This is a genomic window from Anabaena sp. WA102, assembly GCF_001277295.1.
GTDB classification, from domain to species: domain Bacteria; phylum Cyanobacteriota; class Cyanobacteriia; order Cyanobacteriales; family Nostocaceae; genus Dolichospermum; species Dolichospermum heterosporum.
Map to the genome: position 1 here is coordinate 4,291,727 of NZ_CP011456.1, position 17,920 is coordinate 4,309,646.

The following is a 17,920-nucleotide window of genomic DNA, read 5'->3' on the forward strand; positions in this document are numbered from 1 at the left end:
GTAGGAATTGCTGATTCTTCATGCAAATGCAATATTCATCAATTAGTTAAGAATGCTAGACGACAATTATTCAGCAGCACATTTAATTCTTGTGCAACTTGTAACGGATTTTTACTTAACATTACAGCTTCATGAGGATTTCTCCCTGTTCTTATAACAGCAGAAATTGCATCTTGATTAGAAAATCCCCGCACACTAACTAACCAAGCCGCTAATATATGTCCAGTCCGTCCAATTCCACCAGCACAATGCACAACTACTTTTTCATTTTGTTGATTTGCTGTGATTAAAAAAGGCAATATTTTTTGTGTGAGTGTTTCTAAATCAGATAAATGAAAATCTTCAATTGGTGTCCAACAAACTTGTTGATTACCAAATTCTTGCCGATATGTATCTAAAAGATGGGCATAATTAGCTAGTTGTTTTTCACTAAGTAAACAGCAAACTCCCTTGATATTTTGGGATTTCATAAACTTAATCCAGTCTTCTACTTGCTGATTAGAATATCCAGGTTGAGAAGCACCAAATACTATAGTTTCTTGTTCCCAAGCAGCAGCAAATTTGTACATTTTCAACTAGCTAAATTTTGAATTTTTTTAATTGCTCATCATCTGATTCTTGTCTAAAAGAGACTACCATTTCATTCAATGCTTCCATATCAATTAAAAAAGCATCATGTCCGTGAGTTGATTTCAGTAATCCTAGTTGAGCATGAGGAATTAAATCTACTAATTCTTGTTGTTCTACTGGAGGATAAAGAACATCAGAATCAATGGAGATAATTAAAGTTGGTTGTTTGATACTTTGCAAAACTGATTGATAATCTTTTCTGTTCCAACTAACATCATGACTGTCCATTGCATGAGTTAATGTAATATAGGTATTAGCATCAAAACGTTCTATTAGTTTTTGACCTTGATATTGTAAATAACTAGCGATCGCAAACTTATTAGATTCATCCTGCTGTCTACCAAAACGATTTGTAAAACTGTCCCAATAACGATAAGTAATCATTGCCATCATCCGCGCTACTGCTAATCCTTGGACTGGTGGTGCATCAATTGTATAGTTTCCTCCTTGCCAATTTGGATCTATATAAATTGCCTGTCTTTGGGCTTCACTCAAGCCAATAGACCAAGCTGAATGTCTTCCAGGTGATGCCATTGGTGCGATCGCTCTCACCTTTTTTGGATATAATAAAGCCCATTCTAAAACCTGCATTCCACCCAGCGAACCACCAATTGCTAACCGTAGAGATTTAACTTCCAGATATTCTAGTAATGCAGCTTGGAGGTGAACCATATCCCTAATTGTAATTCTGGGAAAAGATGCACCATAAATATTTCCTGTATTTGGGTTAATAGAAGTTGCTCCAGTTGTACCGTAACAACTTCCTAAAATGTTGCTGCACACAATAAAATCCTGGTCAGAATCAAAGACTTTTCCTGAACCAAACAAATCTCCCCACCAGTCGTCAGCGTCAGCAGAACCAGTTAGAGCATGACAAATTAAGACTCCATTATCGCCGTTTGCGTTTAATTTTCCCCAAGTGCGATAAGCAACCTGAACATCAATTAATACTTCACCAGATTCTAATGAAAATGGTGCTGACAATTGGTAAAACTGGTTTTTTGATGAAATGAAGTCTAAGTATTTCATAAAATTAGCAATTAGCTATAGATCCCCAGATCCCCGATTTCTTAAAGAAGTCGGGGATCTTTTTCTTTTGGTATATTAGCCAGAAATCTTCTTAAATGCCTGTTCAAAGTCCTCCTTAATATCGTCAATATGTTCAATTCCCACAGATACCCGCACTAAATCTGGTGTCACACCAGCCGAAATTTGTTCACTATCACTTAGCTGTTGATGAGTTGTAGAAGCAGGATGAATAACAAGGGTTTTTGCATCACCGACATTTGCCAAATGACTAGCTAATTTCACATTACTAATGAAAGCTTTACCTGCTTCTAATCCACCTTTGATACCAAAATTAAGAACTCCTCCAAAGCCATGTCGAAGATATTTCTTTGCTCGTTGATGATATGGATGATTGGGAAGTCCTGGATAATTAACCCATGCTACTTGCTCTTGTTGTTCTAACCATTTGGCTAATTCTAAAGCATTGTTGATATGACGTTCTACACGCAGGGAAAGAGTTTCTAATCCTTGCAGTAATAGAAAAGCGTTAAATGGACTCAATGCTGCTCCTAAATCTCGTAATCCTTCGACTCTGGCACGAATAATAAAAGCAATGTTACCAAATTGACTACCTTTCCCAAATACTTCTTGAAAATTCAATCCATGATAACCAGGGGAAGGTTCAGTAAAGAGGGGAAATTTGCCGTTACCCCAATCAAATTTACCAGAATCAACTATGACACCACCAATAGATGTACCATGCCCACCTATCCACTTAGTAGCAGATTCTACGATAATATCTGCACCATGTTCAATTGGTCGTGCTACATATCCACCTGCACCGAAGGTATTATCTACAATTAAAGGAATGCCGTTTTCATGGGCAATTTGAGCTAAAACAGCAAAGTCTGGGATATTGAATTGGGGATTACCAATGGTTTCGACATACAAGGCTTTTGTGTTTTCATCAATTGCCTGACGGAAATTTTCTGGATCATCTCCTTCCACAAATTTGACATTAATTCCCAATCGTGGAAGAGTAACTTTGAACTGGTTATAAGTTCCCCCATAAAGGAAACTGGTAGAAACTATATTATCTCCTGCTTGAGCGATCGTACTTATTGCCAAAAATTGTGCCGCTTGACCGCTTGCAGTGGCTAAAGCTGCTACACCCCCTTCTAATGCTGCAATTCTTTTTTCAAATACATCCGTTGTCGGATTCATAATCCGGGTATAAATGTTACCAAATTCCTGGAGAGCAAATAACCGCGCTCCATGTTCAGCATCATCAAAAACGTAGGAAGTGGTTTGATAAATTGGTACAGCACGGGCATTAGTACCAGGTGCAGGTTTTTGTCCAGCATGGACTTGTAGGGTTTCAAAACGATAATTTTCTGACATAGTTAGTATTTAAATAGGTTGACTATCAAAACATGAAATTTGGACTTACGCAAAACCTCTCAAACTCTTATTTCTCTGCGTCCTCTGCGCCTCTGCGGTTGGTTTGTCCGTAATTTCTGCGTAAGTTCTAGAAATATTGAAACTCACACTCCATACTGTTTAAACCATACCTGGAGTCTTTGCCAACCATCCTGGGCTTCTTTTTCGCGGTAAGAAGGGCGATAATCGGCAAAAAAGGCGTGAGGTGCATCAGGATAAACAATTATCTCTGATTTATTGCTACTAGATTTGAGTTTTTCTCGTATTTGTTCTACTGTGTCCACAGGAATACCTGTATCTTGACCTCCATAGAGTCCCAGCACGGGGACTTTTAACTCAGAAGCAATATCAACAGGGTGTTTAGGCTGTAGTTCGGTTACATTGCCTACCAATCTTCCATACCAAGCCACACCTGCTTTTACGTTGGGATTATGTGCTGCATATAACCAAGTGATTCGACCACCCCAGCAAAAACCCGTAATTGCTAATTTATCAGCGTTACCCTTGGCTGATTTTACAGCCCAAGTAACAATATCATCTAAATCTGATAAGACTTGAGCATCGGGAATTTTGGACACAATTGCGCGAATTTCGTCAATATTGCTTAATTTTGACACATCACCTTGACGGATAAATAGTTCAGGGGCGATCGCTAAATACCCTAATTTAGCAAAGCGTCTAACAACATCCTGTATATGTTCATGAACACCAAATATTTCTTGAATTACTAAAACAATGGGGAAATTTTCACCTTTTTCTGGTTGCGCTCTATATGCCGGAATTTCCCCACCCTCAACGGGAATTTTCACCCCTCCCGCAATTAATCCTTTTGTATCTGTGGTAATTACTTTAGCAAAAACAGGTTGTACGGCTAAAGCAAAACCAGTTGTTAAGGCAGCAGTGGCAATAAATTCACGCCGTGTTATTTCTTTGATCATTTTTAATTACCTTGATTTATTTTTTTCTCACGCAGAGGCGCTCCAGACACAGAGAGAGTAAAGGCAGATTTTTAGAAATAATTGATAATTAGTAATTTTTCTATTACCAATTACCAAATTATTTATTAGCTTGCCAAACTATTTCCTTAACCTTGACTTCTTTAGGAATCAATTTGATCTTATAGAAAGCATCAGCAATTTCTTGTTGTTTCGTAATTATTTCATCTGTTAGGGGTAATACACCATACTCACGCCGCTTTTCGGCTATTTCTAAAACAGCAGCATCTATACCTAATATAGGTGATAGTAACTTAGCAACTTCAGGTGGATTATTTTTTGTCCAGTCGCTTACTTTCTTAACTTCATCAATAACCGTTTTCAGAGTATCTAAATTGCTATCAGCAAAAGATTTAGCAGCCAGATAATAACCACGATTAGGTGCTAATCCAGTCGCATCTGTTAAAGTGCGGACACTTATTGCTTTCTCGGCTGCTGCTAAGTAGGGGTCCCAAATAGCCCAAGCATCCACCTTTTTACTTTCAAAAGCAGCGCGAGCATCGGCTGGTTTAAGACCCATAGGTTCGATATCTTTATATTGTAATCCTGCTTTTTCCAATGCTTTTACTACTAAATAATTAGTATTAGAGCCTTTAGCAAAAGCAACTTTTTTACCTTTGAGATCAGCCACACTTTTAATAGGTGAATCTTGAGGAACAATAATCGCTTCAGCTTTGGTACTCAATGGATCATAAGCAACATAAACAAACGGTGTACCTCCTGATTGGGCAAATACAGGGGGCGCTTCTCCTGTGTAACCAAAGTCAATACTTCCCGCATTTAAAGCTTCTAACATGGGTGGACCGGCGGGAAATTCAGTCCAAGTGACAGAAGCACCAGAGGCTTTTAAAGCTTTTTCTAATTCCCCTTTGGCTTTTAATGCGTAGAGGACAGTTGCAGCTTTTTGATAGCCAATACGAACCACTGTACTGTTAGAAGTTGGACTTGAAATAGCGGTTTTAGTTGTTTGCGCTGTCTGAGTTGTCCCAGTATTCTCGCTTGTGTTAGGAGAACAAGCCGAAATAACAAAAGTCAAACTTAGTCCAACTGCAAATAGTAAGGAAAGAGTGTGGATGTTCTGCTTTTGATATTTTTTTAGGAAGGTGATTCCAGCTTCCAATAGTCGGAATGGAGAAAATTTAGTCAACATTACTCTGGTGTTAAGGTCAATAGAATATTTGGACTCAAGTTAATTTATCACAAAACTACAGTATATCAATCAGTTTACCGTATTTTTTTCTTAGAGTATCACATAGAGGTTATTTTTGTTGCTTTTTCTAGTGATCTGTGAGATGCTTGATTTTAAATCAACAGTATTTGTATCAAGATACCGTATTTTAACTAATCAAGGGATGTTCGCTATGGCAAGTAAATTAGAAGGAAAAGTCGCCATTGTTACCGGGGCTTCTTCGGGAATTGGGGAAGCTACAGCTATTTCACTCGCAGCAGAAGGAGCAAAAGTAATAATTGCAGCTAGAAGGGGAGAGCGTTTAGAAGCAGTAGCAAAACATATTACTGAAAATGGTGGACAAGTATTACCTGTTGTTGCAGATATTACCGATGAAGTACAAGTTAAAAATTTGATCCAAAAAGCTCATGCAGAATTTGGGCGCGTCGATATTTTGGTAAATAATGCAGGTATATCATTTCCAGGTAGGATTGAAAATGCAGATCCGTCAAACTGGCGGAAAATGATTGATATTAATGTTTTGGCGTTAATGTACGCAACTCACACAGTTTTACCTATTTTTAAAGCGCAAAAATCAGGACATATCGTTAATATTTCATCCGTCGCTGGACGCATTGCCCGTGCAGGAATGGCAGCTTACAATGTAACTAAATGGGGTGTAAATGCCTTTTCGGAAGCATTAAGACAGGAAGTATATCAAGACAATATCCGCGTTACTATCATCGAGCCTGGTTTAGTAGAAACAGAAATTGATCAGCATATTACCGATGTAGTAGCAAAGCAGGAAATTGCAGCCAGACGGAAAGCAATTACACCATTACAAAGTGAAGATATCGCAGCAGCAATAGTTTATGCTGTTACCCAACCACAGCACGTAAATGTAAATGAAATCTTAATTCGTCCAACTCAGCAAGATCGGTAATGACTATACCTGAAAATAGGTAATATTAATGTTAGAAGAAAATAGCACATCATTAAAGAAAAGCAACAAAATATTTGCTTTTTTGAAAATTTCACCTGCAATTAAATCACCCAATTTATCTGGTTTTCTCATTGGAGAAAGCGTGTCTTTTTTCGGCTCTTGGATGACACAAATTGCTTTAGTATGGATGGTTTATCAATTGACAAATTCAGCCATGTTAGTTGGTATAGCTGGCTTTAGCAATCAAGCTATGGGTTTGGTGATTACGCCATTGGTAGGAGTATTACTAGATAGATGGAATTTAAAGTATGTTTTATTAACTACTCAGATAGTATCTATTCTTTTATCTTCATTACTAACTTTTTTAACTATTAGTAATCAGATAAATTTTACAGATATTATTATCATTGGTATTCTTCAAGGCATAGTCAAAGCTTTTGATTTACCAGCACGTCAAGTAACTATTCCTAGATTAGTAGAAAATAGAAGTGATACTTATAGTGCAATGGCTGTGCATTCATTTTTAATTAATACAGCTAAATTTGTCAGTCCGATGATTGGGGGTTTGATAATTGCTAGAAATGGAGCAGGTTTATGTTTTTTAGTAGATGCTATTAGCTATTTGCCTTTTATAGTAGCTATCTTAACTATGCGGATAAAACCAAATATCAATAATTTATCTACATCAAAATCTCCAAAAATTTGGCATAACTTGAAAGAAGGATTTATTTTTGTCTATAATTTCGTGCCTATTAAATCTATTTTAATATTGCAAATTATAATTTGCTTTATGGCAATGACTTATGTAAATCTTCTACCGATATTTGCCAAAGAAGTGCTAAAAGGCAATGCAGAAACAATGGGTTTTCTGATGACTTCTACAGCTTTGGGTTCTATATTTTCGGGGATTTATCTCATGCAGCGTAAGAAAGTAATAGGACTAGAAAAGGTTATGGCAATTTCTACTTTAGTCTTGGGAGTATCATTAATATTATTTTCTCTCTCAACACAGCTAGAAATTTGTTTGGTATTAATCTTTATTGTGGGATTAACTAACACCTTAACTCTAGCTTCAATTAGTAATTTTCTGCAACTAATTCTTGTGGAAGAAGATAAAAGAGGACGAGTAACCAGTATATTTATGACTACTTTTTTGGGAATACTACCTTTTGGTAATTTATTTTTTGGAGGATTAGCAAATTATATTGGCGTTGCTAATGCCTTATTATTTGGTGGTGTTTGTTGTATTTTGGGAGCTTGTTTTTTTACTAGACAAATCTCAGAGATTAGAACAGTGGTAAACCCCATATATCAAGAAATGGGATTAATTTCTTAGTCAGCATAGAACTTACAGATGATGTTATCGAAGCCGTGATTATTATGTGTGTATGGGTAATTTATGAATTATCCCTACTTTGGTGATTTTTTGAGTACAGCCTATTTCATTCAAATTCAGATCCCCGACTTCTCTAAGAAGTCGGGGATCTTGTTGTTCATAAAATTTAGGATTGCTATATTACCTAAATACTTCAAATAAATCTTGAAAAAAATAATAAATGTATTGGAAAATACTTGATTTTCAGATTTTTTGTGTAAAGATAATATTTAAATACGTAATTTCGATAAGAATACGAGAGTTTTTGCTTTAACAGAATAAAAATTATCAATTTTGTAAACTCCAAATATTTCAGCCATGAAAATACCATTTTTGCCACAACAGCGCATAGTTTTAAACCGATTTATTCAATATTCACTACTGGGATTATTTACTCTATCTACACCCTTGACAGGTAGTTTATTACAAACAAGCCAAGCCCAGACAAAATCTGGATTTAGTTCTAAAGTTATCAACTTAGCTTATCAAACCTCTGGGGATATTGTCAAAGTTAAAAAAGTTGTTGAGCCACGTTTTAAAGAATTAGGTGTAACGGTGAATTGGGTTGGACCATTTCCAGCAGGTCCACAACTAATAGAAGCCATGAATGCAGGTAAGATTGATATCGGTACAGTGGGAGAAACACCCCCAATATTTTCCCAAGCTGCTGGTATCACAGAAATCATTTATATTGCTGGGCGTGTACCCAGTAGAGGACTAGGGCAAGGTATTATCGTCAGAGCCAATTCTCCGATTAATAAATTAGCGGATATTAAGGGTAAAAAAGTTGCATTTCAACGGGGATCTAATGCCCACTATTTATTAGCTAAAGCTTTAAAAGAAGTGGGTTTAAAGATTAGTGATGTTCAAGTTGTGGGACTAACTCCATCTGAAGCCCGCGATGCTTTTATTCAAAATAAAGTTGAAGTTTGGGTAGGTGGTGATCCCTTTTTAGCTCTTGTCGAAAAAACCATCCCTATTCGTAATCTCAGAAATGCTTCAGGGATTAATACTCTCGGCGGATTTTATCTGGGTAGACGGGAGTTTATTACCAAAAATCCTGAATTGGCAAGAGTGTTTTTAGAAGAAGCAGATAAGGTGGGAGAATGGGCTGATAAGAACCCTAAAGAAGTTGCCAAAGCTTTTGCACCTGAACTGAAATTAGATGAATCAGTGTTAGAAACTGTGGCCCGTCGACGGACATATCGGTTAAGAAAACTGACACCTGGCATTATTGCTGAACAACAGCGAGTAGCTGATTTTTATTTTGACGAAAAAGTTATTCCCCGCAAGATAAATGTCAAGGAAGCAACTCTTTCACCTCAATTAACTGAAGCTATTACACCTAAACGGCTGAAATAATTTTTCAGTTACTGGATATTCCATCTGCTTGAGGTACACTATTTGCGAGCATCTTGCTCGCACTACAAGGGTTTTATCATTAATATCTGTATCTCAAACTGACTTTGAATTCTGTCACCTGTTCCCTGTCACCTAGATATGGATGAATTTTTCTCAATTTCAATTATTTTACTTATTTTTAATTTTCTGCTAAAGTAGCAACAAACTACTTTAAGCCTATCAACTTACCGGAGTTGGATTGACACCAATGAAGAGTGGGTAATCTTTCTCCCTGCGGGTAATAGGTGCAAAACTCCATTCCATCTTACAGAGGAATCAATCCATGAGTGCAATGTTTCTGGCTGCCGATGATTGGGTACATATAGGTTTTAGACTAATATTGGCGCTTTTAGTCGGTTGCATCATTGGATTGAACCGTCAGAAAGGTGGTAGACCAGCAGGGATGAGGACATTTATGTTAGTGAGTATGGGAGCAGCACTATTTGTGATGATTCCTTTGCAAGCTGAAGGTGATAGTTCCTTCGCAACCACTAATGCCGTAAGTCGCACGATTCAAGGTGTAACTACAGGTATAGGGTTTCTTGGTGCAGGATTAATTTTGCAAGAATCTCCTAGAAAATCTGAAGTGCCAAAAGTGCGGGGTTTGACTACAGCAGCCTGTGTTTGGACGGCGGCAGGATTGGGAGCAGCCATTGGTTGTGGTTTGTGGCAAATGGGATTATTGGGAGGATTATTGACTTTAATTACCCTCAGTGGTGTAAAGCGGCTTGATCGATTTCTGAGGTTTTTAATTGGTCAAAATAGTCAAGAACTTGCTTCACAGCTAAATGATATTACTGATGATGATTAATAGTAAATAAGTCACAAAATACTTGTCTAATTAATAATTAATAACTAGTCATTCTATCAGTACGACAGTAAAAATTATGCCCGGAGGCTCAATTCCATCTTTATACAATTAATACTAAGCTATGAAACTCCTTATGAAAATTGGTGTTTTAGCACATCGAGATATCCAGAACACGCTACAAACTTGGCAAAAAACAGCAGATTATCTGACCACAGAACTTTCTGAATATGACTTTACTATTGTTCCTCTAAATTTCACCCAGATTGGTGCTGCTATTGAACAGAATGCAGTGGAATTTGTAATTGCTAGTCCGGGAATATATGTGGAATTTGAAGCCCTTTATGGAGTAAATCGGCCGGCAACTTTAAAGCAGTTGCGGATGGGACGAGCTTATACCATGTTTGGTGGAGTAATTTTCTGTAATGCTCATTGTGACAATATTCAGAGTTTGACGGATTTGCGGGGTAAAAACTTTGTTGCTGTTGCGGAAAATTCTTTTGGAGGTTGGAGATCAGCATGGAGAGAAATTGTAGAAGCAGGGATAAATCCTTACCGGGATTTTCAAAGTTTGCAATTTACCAATAGTCATGATGCAGTGATATATGCTATTGGGGAAGGTAAGGCAGATGCAGGAACTATTTCTACAAATGTATTGGAACAGATGGCTTTAGAGGGAAAAGTTGATTTGAAAAACTTCAAAATCATTAATCAGCAAACGCAGTATGGAGAAAAATTTCCCTTTGCTTTGAGTACCCAGTTATATCCTGAATGGCCTTTTGCTGTTACCCAAGAAACTCCGAGTCAATTAGCAGAACAAGTAGCGATCGCATTACTAAAATTACCAAAAGATCATCCCGCAGCGAAAGCAGCAAAATCGGAAGGTTGGACAATTCCTCTCAATTATCAATCATTTCATGAATGCTTTCAAGTTTTACAAGTTCATCCTTATAAAGATTTTGGCAAGACAACTTCTAGTTTTGAATTAGCAGTTAAAGGATCAAACGATGGATTATGGGATTGGAATTTGGAAACAAATGAAGTCTTCTTTTCTAACCGCTGGAAAGAAATGTTAGGGTACGCTGAAGCTGAGATTCCGAATCTTTTTCAAGAGTGGAAACAGCGGTTACATCCAGATGATAGCGATCGCGTTTTAACAACTTTTCGGCAATACTTTGAAGGGCAACTTTCCACTTATGAACAAGAATATCGCTTACAACATCGCAATGGTAACTATCTTTGGGTACTTTGCCGAGGAATACTGTTACGAGATGTTTGGAATAAACCATACCGCATGGCAGGTTCTCACACAGATATTACCCGACGCAAACAAGCTGAGGAAGAATTACGAGAATCTGAATTACAACTAAAAACCCAAACTCAGAATTTACGACAAGCATTGAAAGAATTGCAACAAACGCAAATGCAATTGATTCACAGTGAAAAAATGTCCAGTTTAGGACAATTGGTAGCGGGAATTGCTCATGAAATCAATAATCCAGCAAATTTTATTTATGGCAACCTCAACTATTTAGAAGAATATGTTCAAGGATTATTAAATATAGTTCAAACTTTCCAGCAATGTTATCCACAACCTCTAAATGCAGTTCAGATAGCAATGGAAAAATTTGAACTTGGATTTGTTAGTAACGATCTACCTCGACTACTCAATTCTATGCGGGTGGGTAGCGAAAGAATTAGAGATATTGTCCATTCTCTACGAAATTTCTCGCGCTTGGATGAAGCAGAAATCAAAGCAGTCAACATTCATGAAGGAATTGAAAATACATTATTAATTTTGCAGCATCGTTTGCAACGTAATTCTCACAAACCTACTATTATTCTTAATAAAGAATATGGAAATTTACCGATTGTGGATTGTTCTCCAGGACAACTTAACCAGGTATTTATGAATATTTTGAGTAATGCCATAGATGCTTTAGAGAAAACTATTACCCATCAGCCAAATAATTTTATTCCTACCATTACTATTCGGACTAATGTGATAGATAATCGTTGGGTTTTGATCTACATTGCAGATAACGGATTAGGTATGAGTGAAGAAACGAAGCTACGAGTATTTGATCCCTTCTTTACAACTAAACCAGTTGGTCAAGGAACAGGACTAGGATTATCAATTAGCTATCAAATAGTAGTAGAACGACACAGTGGCAAACTTGATTTTTTCTCAGAGCCTGGAAAGGGAACAGAGTTTCAGATTAAGCTTCCTCTGTGTCGGGAGTTGGTGAGTTGAATGGACTTAATAATGTAGTGACTGCATTAATAACACTCAATTCAAATGACTTAACTATTATACAGTAATTTTGTATTTATTTAGATTGAACCCAATCAACAGCATTCATTCATCGAGGTAGTTCTCGGAAATAAAGCTTTGCAAAAATGTATATTTATCCAGTAACTCTATCAACTTACCGTAGTTTTTACTTGCGGTTTGGGAGAGGCTGTGGCATAATCTAGTCAATAACCCCGGTATTCCGACCAAGTTGCCGTAGTTTAAGAATTTAAATCTTGCTGTAAGGAATTCATCATGCTTAAAGATGGACAAGGGCTGTTAGTGACAACAGGTTCAGCCGAAGCGATCGCTGCTATTAACCGTTTTATTGATCAATCCCTTGCTTATGGTAAAGATGCAAAAACAGCGATTTTAGAAGCAGTTGAGGCTGATCCAAATTGTGCTTTAGCTAATGCTTATGCAGCCGCTTATCATCTGAGTCAAGAAAGTACAAAAGATTGGCAACAGGCACAACCATATTTGCAAGTCGCACACAGAAATTTAGGCAAAATTACTGCCAGAGAACAGTTATACGTAGAAGCAATTTTAGCTTGGGCAAATCAAGAGATTGATGTAGGAATAGCCCTTCATGAAGAGATTACCAATCAATTTCCCACTGATTTAATTTCCGTGCAGCAGGGGCAATATCACTATTTTTATACAGGTAATAAAGAAAAATTACTAGAAATTGCCCAAAAAGTTTTACCTAACAATCCCCAAAAAGATTATCTATATGGGATGGTGGCCTTTGGCTTAGAACAATGTCACCAATTACCAGCAGCAGAAAAAATGGCACTTGAGGCGATCGCCTTAAATAGATATGATCCTTGGGCGCATCATGCTATTGGTCATGTAATGGAAACCCAAGGAAGAACTCAGGAGGGAATAATTTGGATGGAGAATTTTGCATATACCTGGGACAACTGTAACTCTATGCTTTATACCCACAACTGGTGGCATATAGCACTGTATTATTGGCAATTAGAAAACTACGAAAAGGTTCTGAAAATCTACGATGAGCATATTTGGCAACGTGCTAACAAACAATCTCCCAAAGACCAAGTAGGGGCAATTTCCATGTTATTACGGCTAGAATTACGTGGAGTAGATGTAGGCAACCGTTGGCAAGATATCAGTCCTTATCTTTACAGTCGCATTGATGAACACGCATTACCATTCCAGGATTTGCATTATGTCTATGCCCTTGCCAAAGCTGGACACAATAACTGGGTAAAAGAAATGCTTCAAAGTATGGAACATCACGCCTTGAGTATTAATCCCTTTCTCCGCAGGAGTTGGGTAAAGATAGCAATTCCCGCAGCTAAGGGCATGGTAGCTCATGCTCAAGGTGATTTCCAGACAACTGTTAACGAACTCAAATTTGTATTATCGCGGTTGCATGAGATTGGGGGAAGTCATGCACAGCGAGTATTATTTGCAGAAATTTATCAAGATGCTCTCTTGTGCGAACAAAAGCAGCATCGAATTTATCCTATCAGTGCTTAGAATTTTGTGGGATGGGCATACTACGGCAAGCTCAGTACAAGTCTTGCCCGTCCCTATATTATTAGCACTGATTAAGTACCAGATAATTTTCTAACTTCACTGCATCAAAACGCTTAACACTAAATTGTTTCATAATTTCTTGCAACTGAGCATCTGGTTGGAGTAGAGCCAATTGCATTTGCTGAATCAAAGAGATACCTAAACGCCGCGCTGTTACCAATGGTGGCATCGGAGAAGGTCCAATTATTTGCACCACACGTAAATGGTGTGATAATTCAGGAAAATCCCGTAATTCTTGTTCTAATACAACACTATCAATGGCTGCACAATCAGCCAGTCCTTCAACTACCCAACGAATAGAACGTTGATGAGAACCTGATTCTAGAGATTTTCCCCAGAAATTGGGTGGATATTTTTCTTGACTCAACCACCGCCAAAGTAAATGATAACCACTATTAGAACCAGAGTCATTATAGCAAAAAGTTTTCCCTGATAAATCAGCAAACTTCTGAATATTGCTATCAGTCTTAACAATCACATCTGCATAGTATACAGGACAATCACCATATCGAGATGATTGCATCACAGGCGCAACTAATGTCTGTAATTGATTTGGTGCTATTTGACTATAACGAATTAGTGGTAATCCACAAATAAAAGCCAAGTCTATTTGGTCTTTAAATAATAGAGTGTCTTTTAAGGGGTCGTATTTACTTTGATGTAGTGCAATTTCTACTTGTAAAACACGACCTAAATAAGCTGTAATCTCCTGATATAGTCCAAAATAATTAGGAGCTAAATAAGATACAGCCTGTAATTTTGTAATCTTAGTCATTCTTTTTTTTAAACACTGCTATTTTGGAAAATTTTAATTAGCTTTTGCCTAGAGTAATGAATATATAAAAAACTGAGACTAGCAAAAGCAAGCAGCATGATTTTGAAAACTATTATATAAGGATGAATATACCACCATGTCCCCTTAAATAAGGATACTCCTAGTTCTGATACCTTCCCTAAAACATGAGGATATGCTTTTTGATGGATCTGAATATTAATGTCTTGGGCTAATGTCATGATAAATTCTCTTGTCAATAAAAAACTAAAGCACAGCAACTCGATAGGCTTACCGTAGATTATATCAAAAAAAATCTGGTTTTCCTATTTTGACGAATAAAAATCCCTAATAACCAGCAGTTTTATCTACTACATTGCGTAAAGTTTGTCCTTGACGATAGCGGTTGAAATTATCAAGAAATAGGGCAAGTGTTCTCTCCTTAACTCTAGGAGTATTTCCAGAACAATGGGGTGTAATAAACACATTTGGCAATGTCCACAAGGGACTTTCTGCTGGTAATGGTTCAGTAAATACTGTATCTAAAGCCGCACCAGTAATCCAGCCTTCCTGTAAAGCTGTAGTCAGTGCTGATTCATCAACTATTGCCCCTCGTGCAATATTAATTAAATAGGAATCAGGGCGGAATAAACGCAGGATTTCCACATCAATCATTCCCTTTGTTTCTGGAGTTAAAGGTGTAGCTATTACCACAAATTCTGCTTCTGGCAGTAGTTGTTTCCATTCATTTGCACCCACTACTTTATCAAAGTTTGGTAATGATTTTGGATGACGAGAACTGCCAAAAATACGCATTCCAAATGCTTTAGCACGAACAGCAATTTCTTGACCAATTCCACCTGCACCGATAATTAATAAAGTTTTCTCGAATAATTCTTGAATTGGTAAACCTCTTTGCCAGTTATGCTCATTTTGTAGTTTATATAAACTTGGTAATCGCTTAGAATAAGCCAATAAATAAGCAATCACAAATTCAGCAATGGGAATACCATGTACTCCAGAACCATTAGTTAAAATTAAATTTCGTTCCAAATATTTTGGTGTCAAAATATGATTTACACCTGCATTTGGGGCATGATGCCAACGCAGCAAAGGCGCAGCATCTAATACTCGATGTAAAGTAGTAGGTTTGAGATAAAAGTAACTAAAGTAAACTTCGGCATCTGTGGCATCACCATCTATATTACCTTCACCATCCACACGCACTACAACAGTACCTTCAGGTAAATGTGGCTCAATTTCATCGGCAGTTTCTACTGGTAAAATCAGTTTCATAATTGATAACTTCGATTATTTTTGATGTTCTATTTCATCTTCTGCAATAATTGATATGTTGAATCTTCTTTAGCTGTAGTTGTGAGAGATTTTCCCCAACCAATATTTTTGCGATAACTTCCTAAAAGTTGAGCTTCTGCTAATGATTGTTCGTTAATTCCTGTTAATGGTTCTACATCGGGTGCAACATAAAGCGCATCTACCGGACAGTATAATTCACACATAAAACAGGTTTGACAATCGCTTTGTCTGGCAATTCTTGGAGGTGCATTTGGTACTTTATCGAATACGTTTGTCGGGCAAACTTTAACACAGATATTACATTCAATGCACCGGGATTCACTAACTAATTCAATCATAATAAAAATCCAAAATTAATATTGATGTAGGTTGGGTAGAACGAAGTGAAACCCAACACAAGTTATGATCATGTTGAGGAGAATGAAACATAGCAAAAGTTTTGATCATGTTGGGTAACATGAGCGTCAACCCAACCTACAATTAAACAGTTACAAGTTCTTTTGCTTTTGTATCCTGTATAGGTGTAGCTTTCACCCAAACTTGATCCAAACCACCACTAATTAAATGATGTTGTTGATTAGTATCCTGTTCTGGATAATCTAAATGTTTGTGCATACCTCTTGTTTCTCTGCGTTCCAAGGCACTGCTATACATCCATCTAGCTGTGGCTACCATTCCCGCAGCTTCCCTCGTGCGGAGAATATTGCTATTATCTGCAACTTGACTATTGCGAATTTCATCCCAGAGAGAATGTAATCTTTGCAATGATTCCGTTAAAGTTTGTTCATTGCGGAAATAATTGCGGTTATATGGGAAAACTTCCGCTTGAGTGGCTTTGATGATGTCTTCACTGTGAATTTGTTTTTCACTACCAGAAATAAATCCTACACTACCTACAGCTTGAACTGGTCGTTGGTTGGCTTGCACACCTAAATTATGGGAGTATGTAGCCGCAGACTGTCCTGCCCAATACCCTGAAGATAGCGCCCAGGCTGCATTATGACTACCACCACCAGTAAAACCACCACAAATTAATTCCCTTGTAGCTGCATCGCCAGCGGCATAAAGTCCACGCACAGAAGTAGTACAAGTATAATCGGTAATTCTAATGCCACCTGTACCCCGGACAGTCCCCTCTAAACGCAGAGTTACAGGGAAGCGTTGAGTAAAGGGATTAATACCTGCACGATCAAAGGGTAGGAAGAAATTGGGTTGAGATAACCGCATTGTTACCTGCATTTCTTCTGAGGCTTTGTCTATGATGCAATAAACTGGTTGAGTTATCAAAGTTTCGGCAATCACAGAACGCCCTTTTTGTGAACCAGCACCGGGGATGGGTGTACCATCTTCGTAGGTGAAAGTTGCCCAATTATAGAATAAGGTTTTGGTGACAGAAGAAAAAGCAGGTGCGATGCCATAGGCATTGGAAAATTCCATTCCCGACATATCTGCACCCGCTTCGGCTGCCATGAGATATCCATCGCCTGTTAGCACATTGCAACCCAAGGCTTTACTCAAGAAAGCACAGCCTCCGGTGGCAATGATCACTGAATGCGATCGCACAACCCACTTTTCGCCAGTCTGACGGTTAACCCCCGTCGCCCCAGCTACAGCCCCTTCTGCATCTACCAACAACTGCAAAGCCGGACTGTGATCTAAAATTTTCACTCCTGCCCGTTTTATTTGTTGCCGCATCAAACGCATATATTCTGGACCTTGCAGACTGCGCCGATAGGGTTTACCCTCTTCATCTGTAGGGAAAGGATAACCCCAGTCAGCTAGTTGGTTGACATTCGCATAGGTTTGATCTAGTACCCGTTGCATCCAATCACGGCTAGATAAAAATCCTCCTAAAGCTTCTCTAGAAGCCATTGCAGCCTCTCGACTGTCTGGTTCTGGTGCAACATACCATACACCGTTACCTGATGCGGCGGCACAGCCACTTGTACCACAATAGCCTTTATCTACTAAAACCACTTTAGCACCAGCATTAGCAGCACTCCACGCTGACCAAGTACCAGCAGGTCCACCACCAATTACTAATACATCAGCTAATAAGGTGGGATCAACATCACTATCTTGGGAAAATAATTGTTTTTGAGTCATGGAAATTCCTCTTTGTTAAGATTATGGTTGAAAAATGAAATTTTTGGATTTTGCTGAATCAAGGTATGAATTATATTTCGCGCAAAGACGCAAAGGAG

The 17,920-nt window shown here is 37.9% G+C and carries 16 protein-coding genes; 6 read left to right on the forward strand and 10 right to left on the reverse strand.

What is annotated here, in order from left to right:
- Positions 1 to 38: 38 nt before the first annotated feature.
- The 5 genes from AA650_RS18825 to AA650_RS18845 all read right to left on the reverse strand — a co-directional run bounded on the left by AA650_RS18825 (position 39) and on the right by AA650_RS18845 (position 5,223).
- Positions 39 to 569 carry a protein-tyrosine phosphatase family protein gene (locus AA650_RS18825; RefSeq protein ID WP_053540191.1) on the reverse strand — a complete coding sequence of 177 codons (531 nt, stop codon included), beginning with the start codon at positions 567 to 569 and terminating at the stop codon, positions 39 to 41.
- Positions 570 to 579: 10 nt separating this feature from the next.
- Positions 580 to 1,659, reverse strand: a complete 1,080-nt coding sequence (gene metX / locus AA650_RS18830; RefSeq protein ID WP_053540192.1) for a homoserine O-acetyltransferase MetX — start codon at positions 1,657 to 1,659, stop codon at positions 580 to 582.
- A gap of 75 nt (positions 1,660 to 1,734) precedes the next feature.
- Complete coding sequence (locus AA650_RS18835) at positions 1,735 to 3,039, reverse strand: O-acetylhomoserine aminocarboxypropyltransferase/cysteine synthase family protein (protein WP_053540193.1); 1,305 nt, start codon at positions 3,037 to 3,039, stop codon at positions 1,735 to 1,737.
- A gap of 143 nt (positions 3,040 to 3,182) precedes the next feature.
- Positions 3,183 to 4,013, reverse strand: a complete 831-nt coding sequence (locus tag AA650_RS18840; RefSeq protein WP_053541345.1) for a dienelactone hydrolase family protein — start codon at positions 4,011 to 4,013, stop codon at positions 3,183 to 3,185.
- Positions 4,014 to 4,134: 121 nt separating this feature from the next.
- The gene (locus AA650_RS18845; protein WP_053540194.1) at positions 4,135 to 5,223 is read right to left on the reverse strand and encodes a sulfonate ABC transporter substrate-binding protein; all 1,089 of its coding nucleotides are present in this window, start codon (positions 5,221 to 5,223) and stop codon (positions 4,135 to 4,137) included.
- A 211-nt stretch (positions 5,224 to 5,434) separates the two neighbouring features.
- On the opposite strand from AA650_RS18845, the gene AA650_RS18850 reads away from it, so the two are divergent.
- The 6 genes from AA650_RS18850 (at position 5,435) to AA650_RS18875 (ending at position 13,567) form a co-directional block, all read left to right on the forward strand.
- Entirely contained in the window at positions 5,435 to 6,184 is a 750-nt protein-coding gene (locus tag AA650_RS18850) for an SDR family NAD(P)-dependent oxidoreductase (RefSeq protein WP_053541346.1), read from the forward strand.
- 28 nt (positions 6,185 to 6,212) lie between these two features.
- On the forward strand, positions 6,213 to 7,520 hold the full coding sequence (locus AA650_RS18855; protein WP_053540195.1) for an MFS transporter: 1,308 nt from the start codon (positions 6,213 to 6,215) through the stop codon (positions 7,518 to 7,520).
- A gap of 357 nt (positions 7,521 to 7,877) precedes the next feature.
- Positions 7,878 to 8,921, forward strand: coding sequence for an aliphatic sulfonate ABC transporter substrate-binding protein (locus AA650_RS18860; RefSeq protein WP_053540196.1), 1,044 nt, complete (start codon positions 7,878 to 7,880; stop codon positions 8,919 to 8,921).
- A 322-nt stretch (positions 8,922 to 9,243) separates the two neighbouring features.
- Positions 9,244 to 9,771 carry an MgtC/SapB family protein gene (locus AA650_RS18865; RefSeq protein ID WP_053540197.1) on the forward strand — a complete coding sequence of 176 codons (528 nt, stop codon included), beginning with the start codon at positions 9,244 to 9,246 and terminating at the stop codon, positions 9,769 to 9,771.
- A 121-nt stretch (positions 9,772 to 9,892) separates the two neighbouring features.
- The gene (locus AA650_RS18870; protein ID WP_053540198.1) at positions 9,893 to 12,022 is read left to right on the forward strand and encodes a sensor histidine kinase; all 2,130 of its coding nucleotides are present in this window, start codon (positions 9,893 to 9,895) and stop codon (positions 12,020 to 12,022) included.
- A 294-nt stretch (positions 12,023 to 12,316) separates the two neighbouring features.
- Positions 12,317 to 13,567, forward strand: a complete 1,251-nt coding sequence (locus AA650_RS18875) for a tetratricopeptide repeat protein (protein WP_053540199.1) — start codon at positions 12,317 to 12,319, stop codon at positions 13,565 to 13,567.
- Between the two features lie 61 nt (positions 13,568 to 13,628).
- Here the strand turns inward: AA650_RS18875 and AA650_RS18880 are convergent, their stop codons facing one another.
- The 5 genes from AA650_RS18880 to AA650_RS18900 all read right to left on the reverse strand — a co-directional run bounded on the left by AA650_RS18880 (position 13,629) and on the right by AA650_RS18900 (position 17,822).
- Positions 13,629 to 14,402 carry a phosphate/phosphite/phosphonate ABC transporter substrate-binding protein gene (locus AA650_RS18880; protein WP_053540200.1) on the reverse strand — a complete coding sequence of 258 codons (774 nt, stop codon included), beginning with the start codon at positions 14,400 to 14,402 and terminating at the stop codon, positions 13,629 to 13,631.
- An 8-nt stretch (positions 14,403 to 14,410) separates the two neighbouring features.
- Positions 14,411 to 14,641 carry a hypothetical protein gene (locus AA650_RS18885; protein ID WP_053540201.1) on the reverse strand — a complete coding sequence of 77 codons (231 nt, stop codon included), beginning with the start codon at positions 14,639 to 14,641 and terminating at the stop codon, positions 14,411 to 14,413.
- Between the two features lie 106 nt (positions 14,642 to 14,747).
- Entirely contained in the window at positions 14,748 to 15,695 is a 948-nt protein-coding gene (locus AA650_RS18890) for a D-2-hydroxyacid dehydrogenase (RefSeq protein WP_053540202.1), read from the reverse strand.
- Between the two features lie 29 nt (positions 15,696 to 15,724).
- Positions 15,725 to 16,054, reverse strand: coding sequence for a 4Fe-4S dicluster domain-containing protein (locus AA650_RS18895; RefSeq protein WP_053540203.1), 330 nt, complete (start codon positions 16,052 to 16,054; stop codon positions 15,725 to 15,727).
- A gap of 142 nt (positions 16,055 to 16,196) precedes the next feature.
- Complete coding sequence (locus AA650_RS18900) at positions 16,197 to 17,822, reverse strand: FAD-dependent oxidoreductase (protein ID WP_053540204.1); 1,626 nt, start codon at positions 17,820 to 17,822, stop codon at positions 16,197 to 16,199.
- Positions 17,823 to 17,920: the final 98 nt, after the last annotated feature.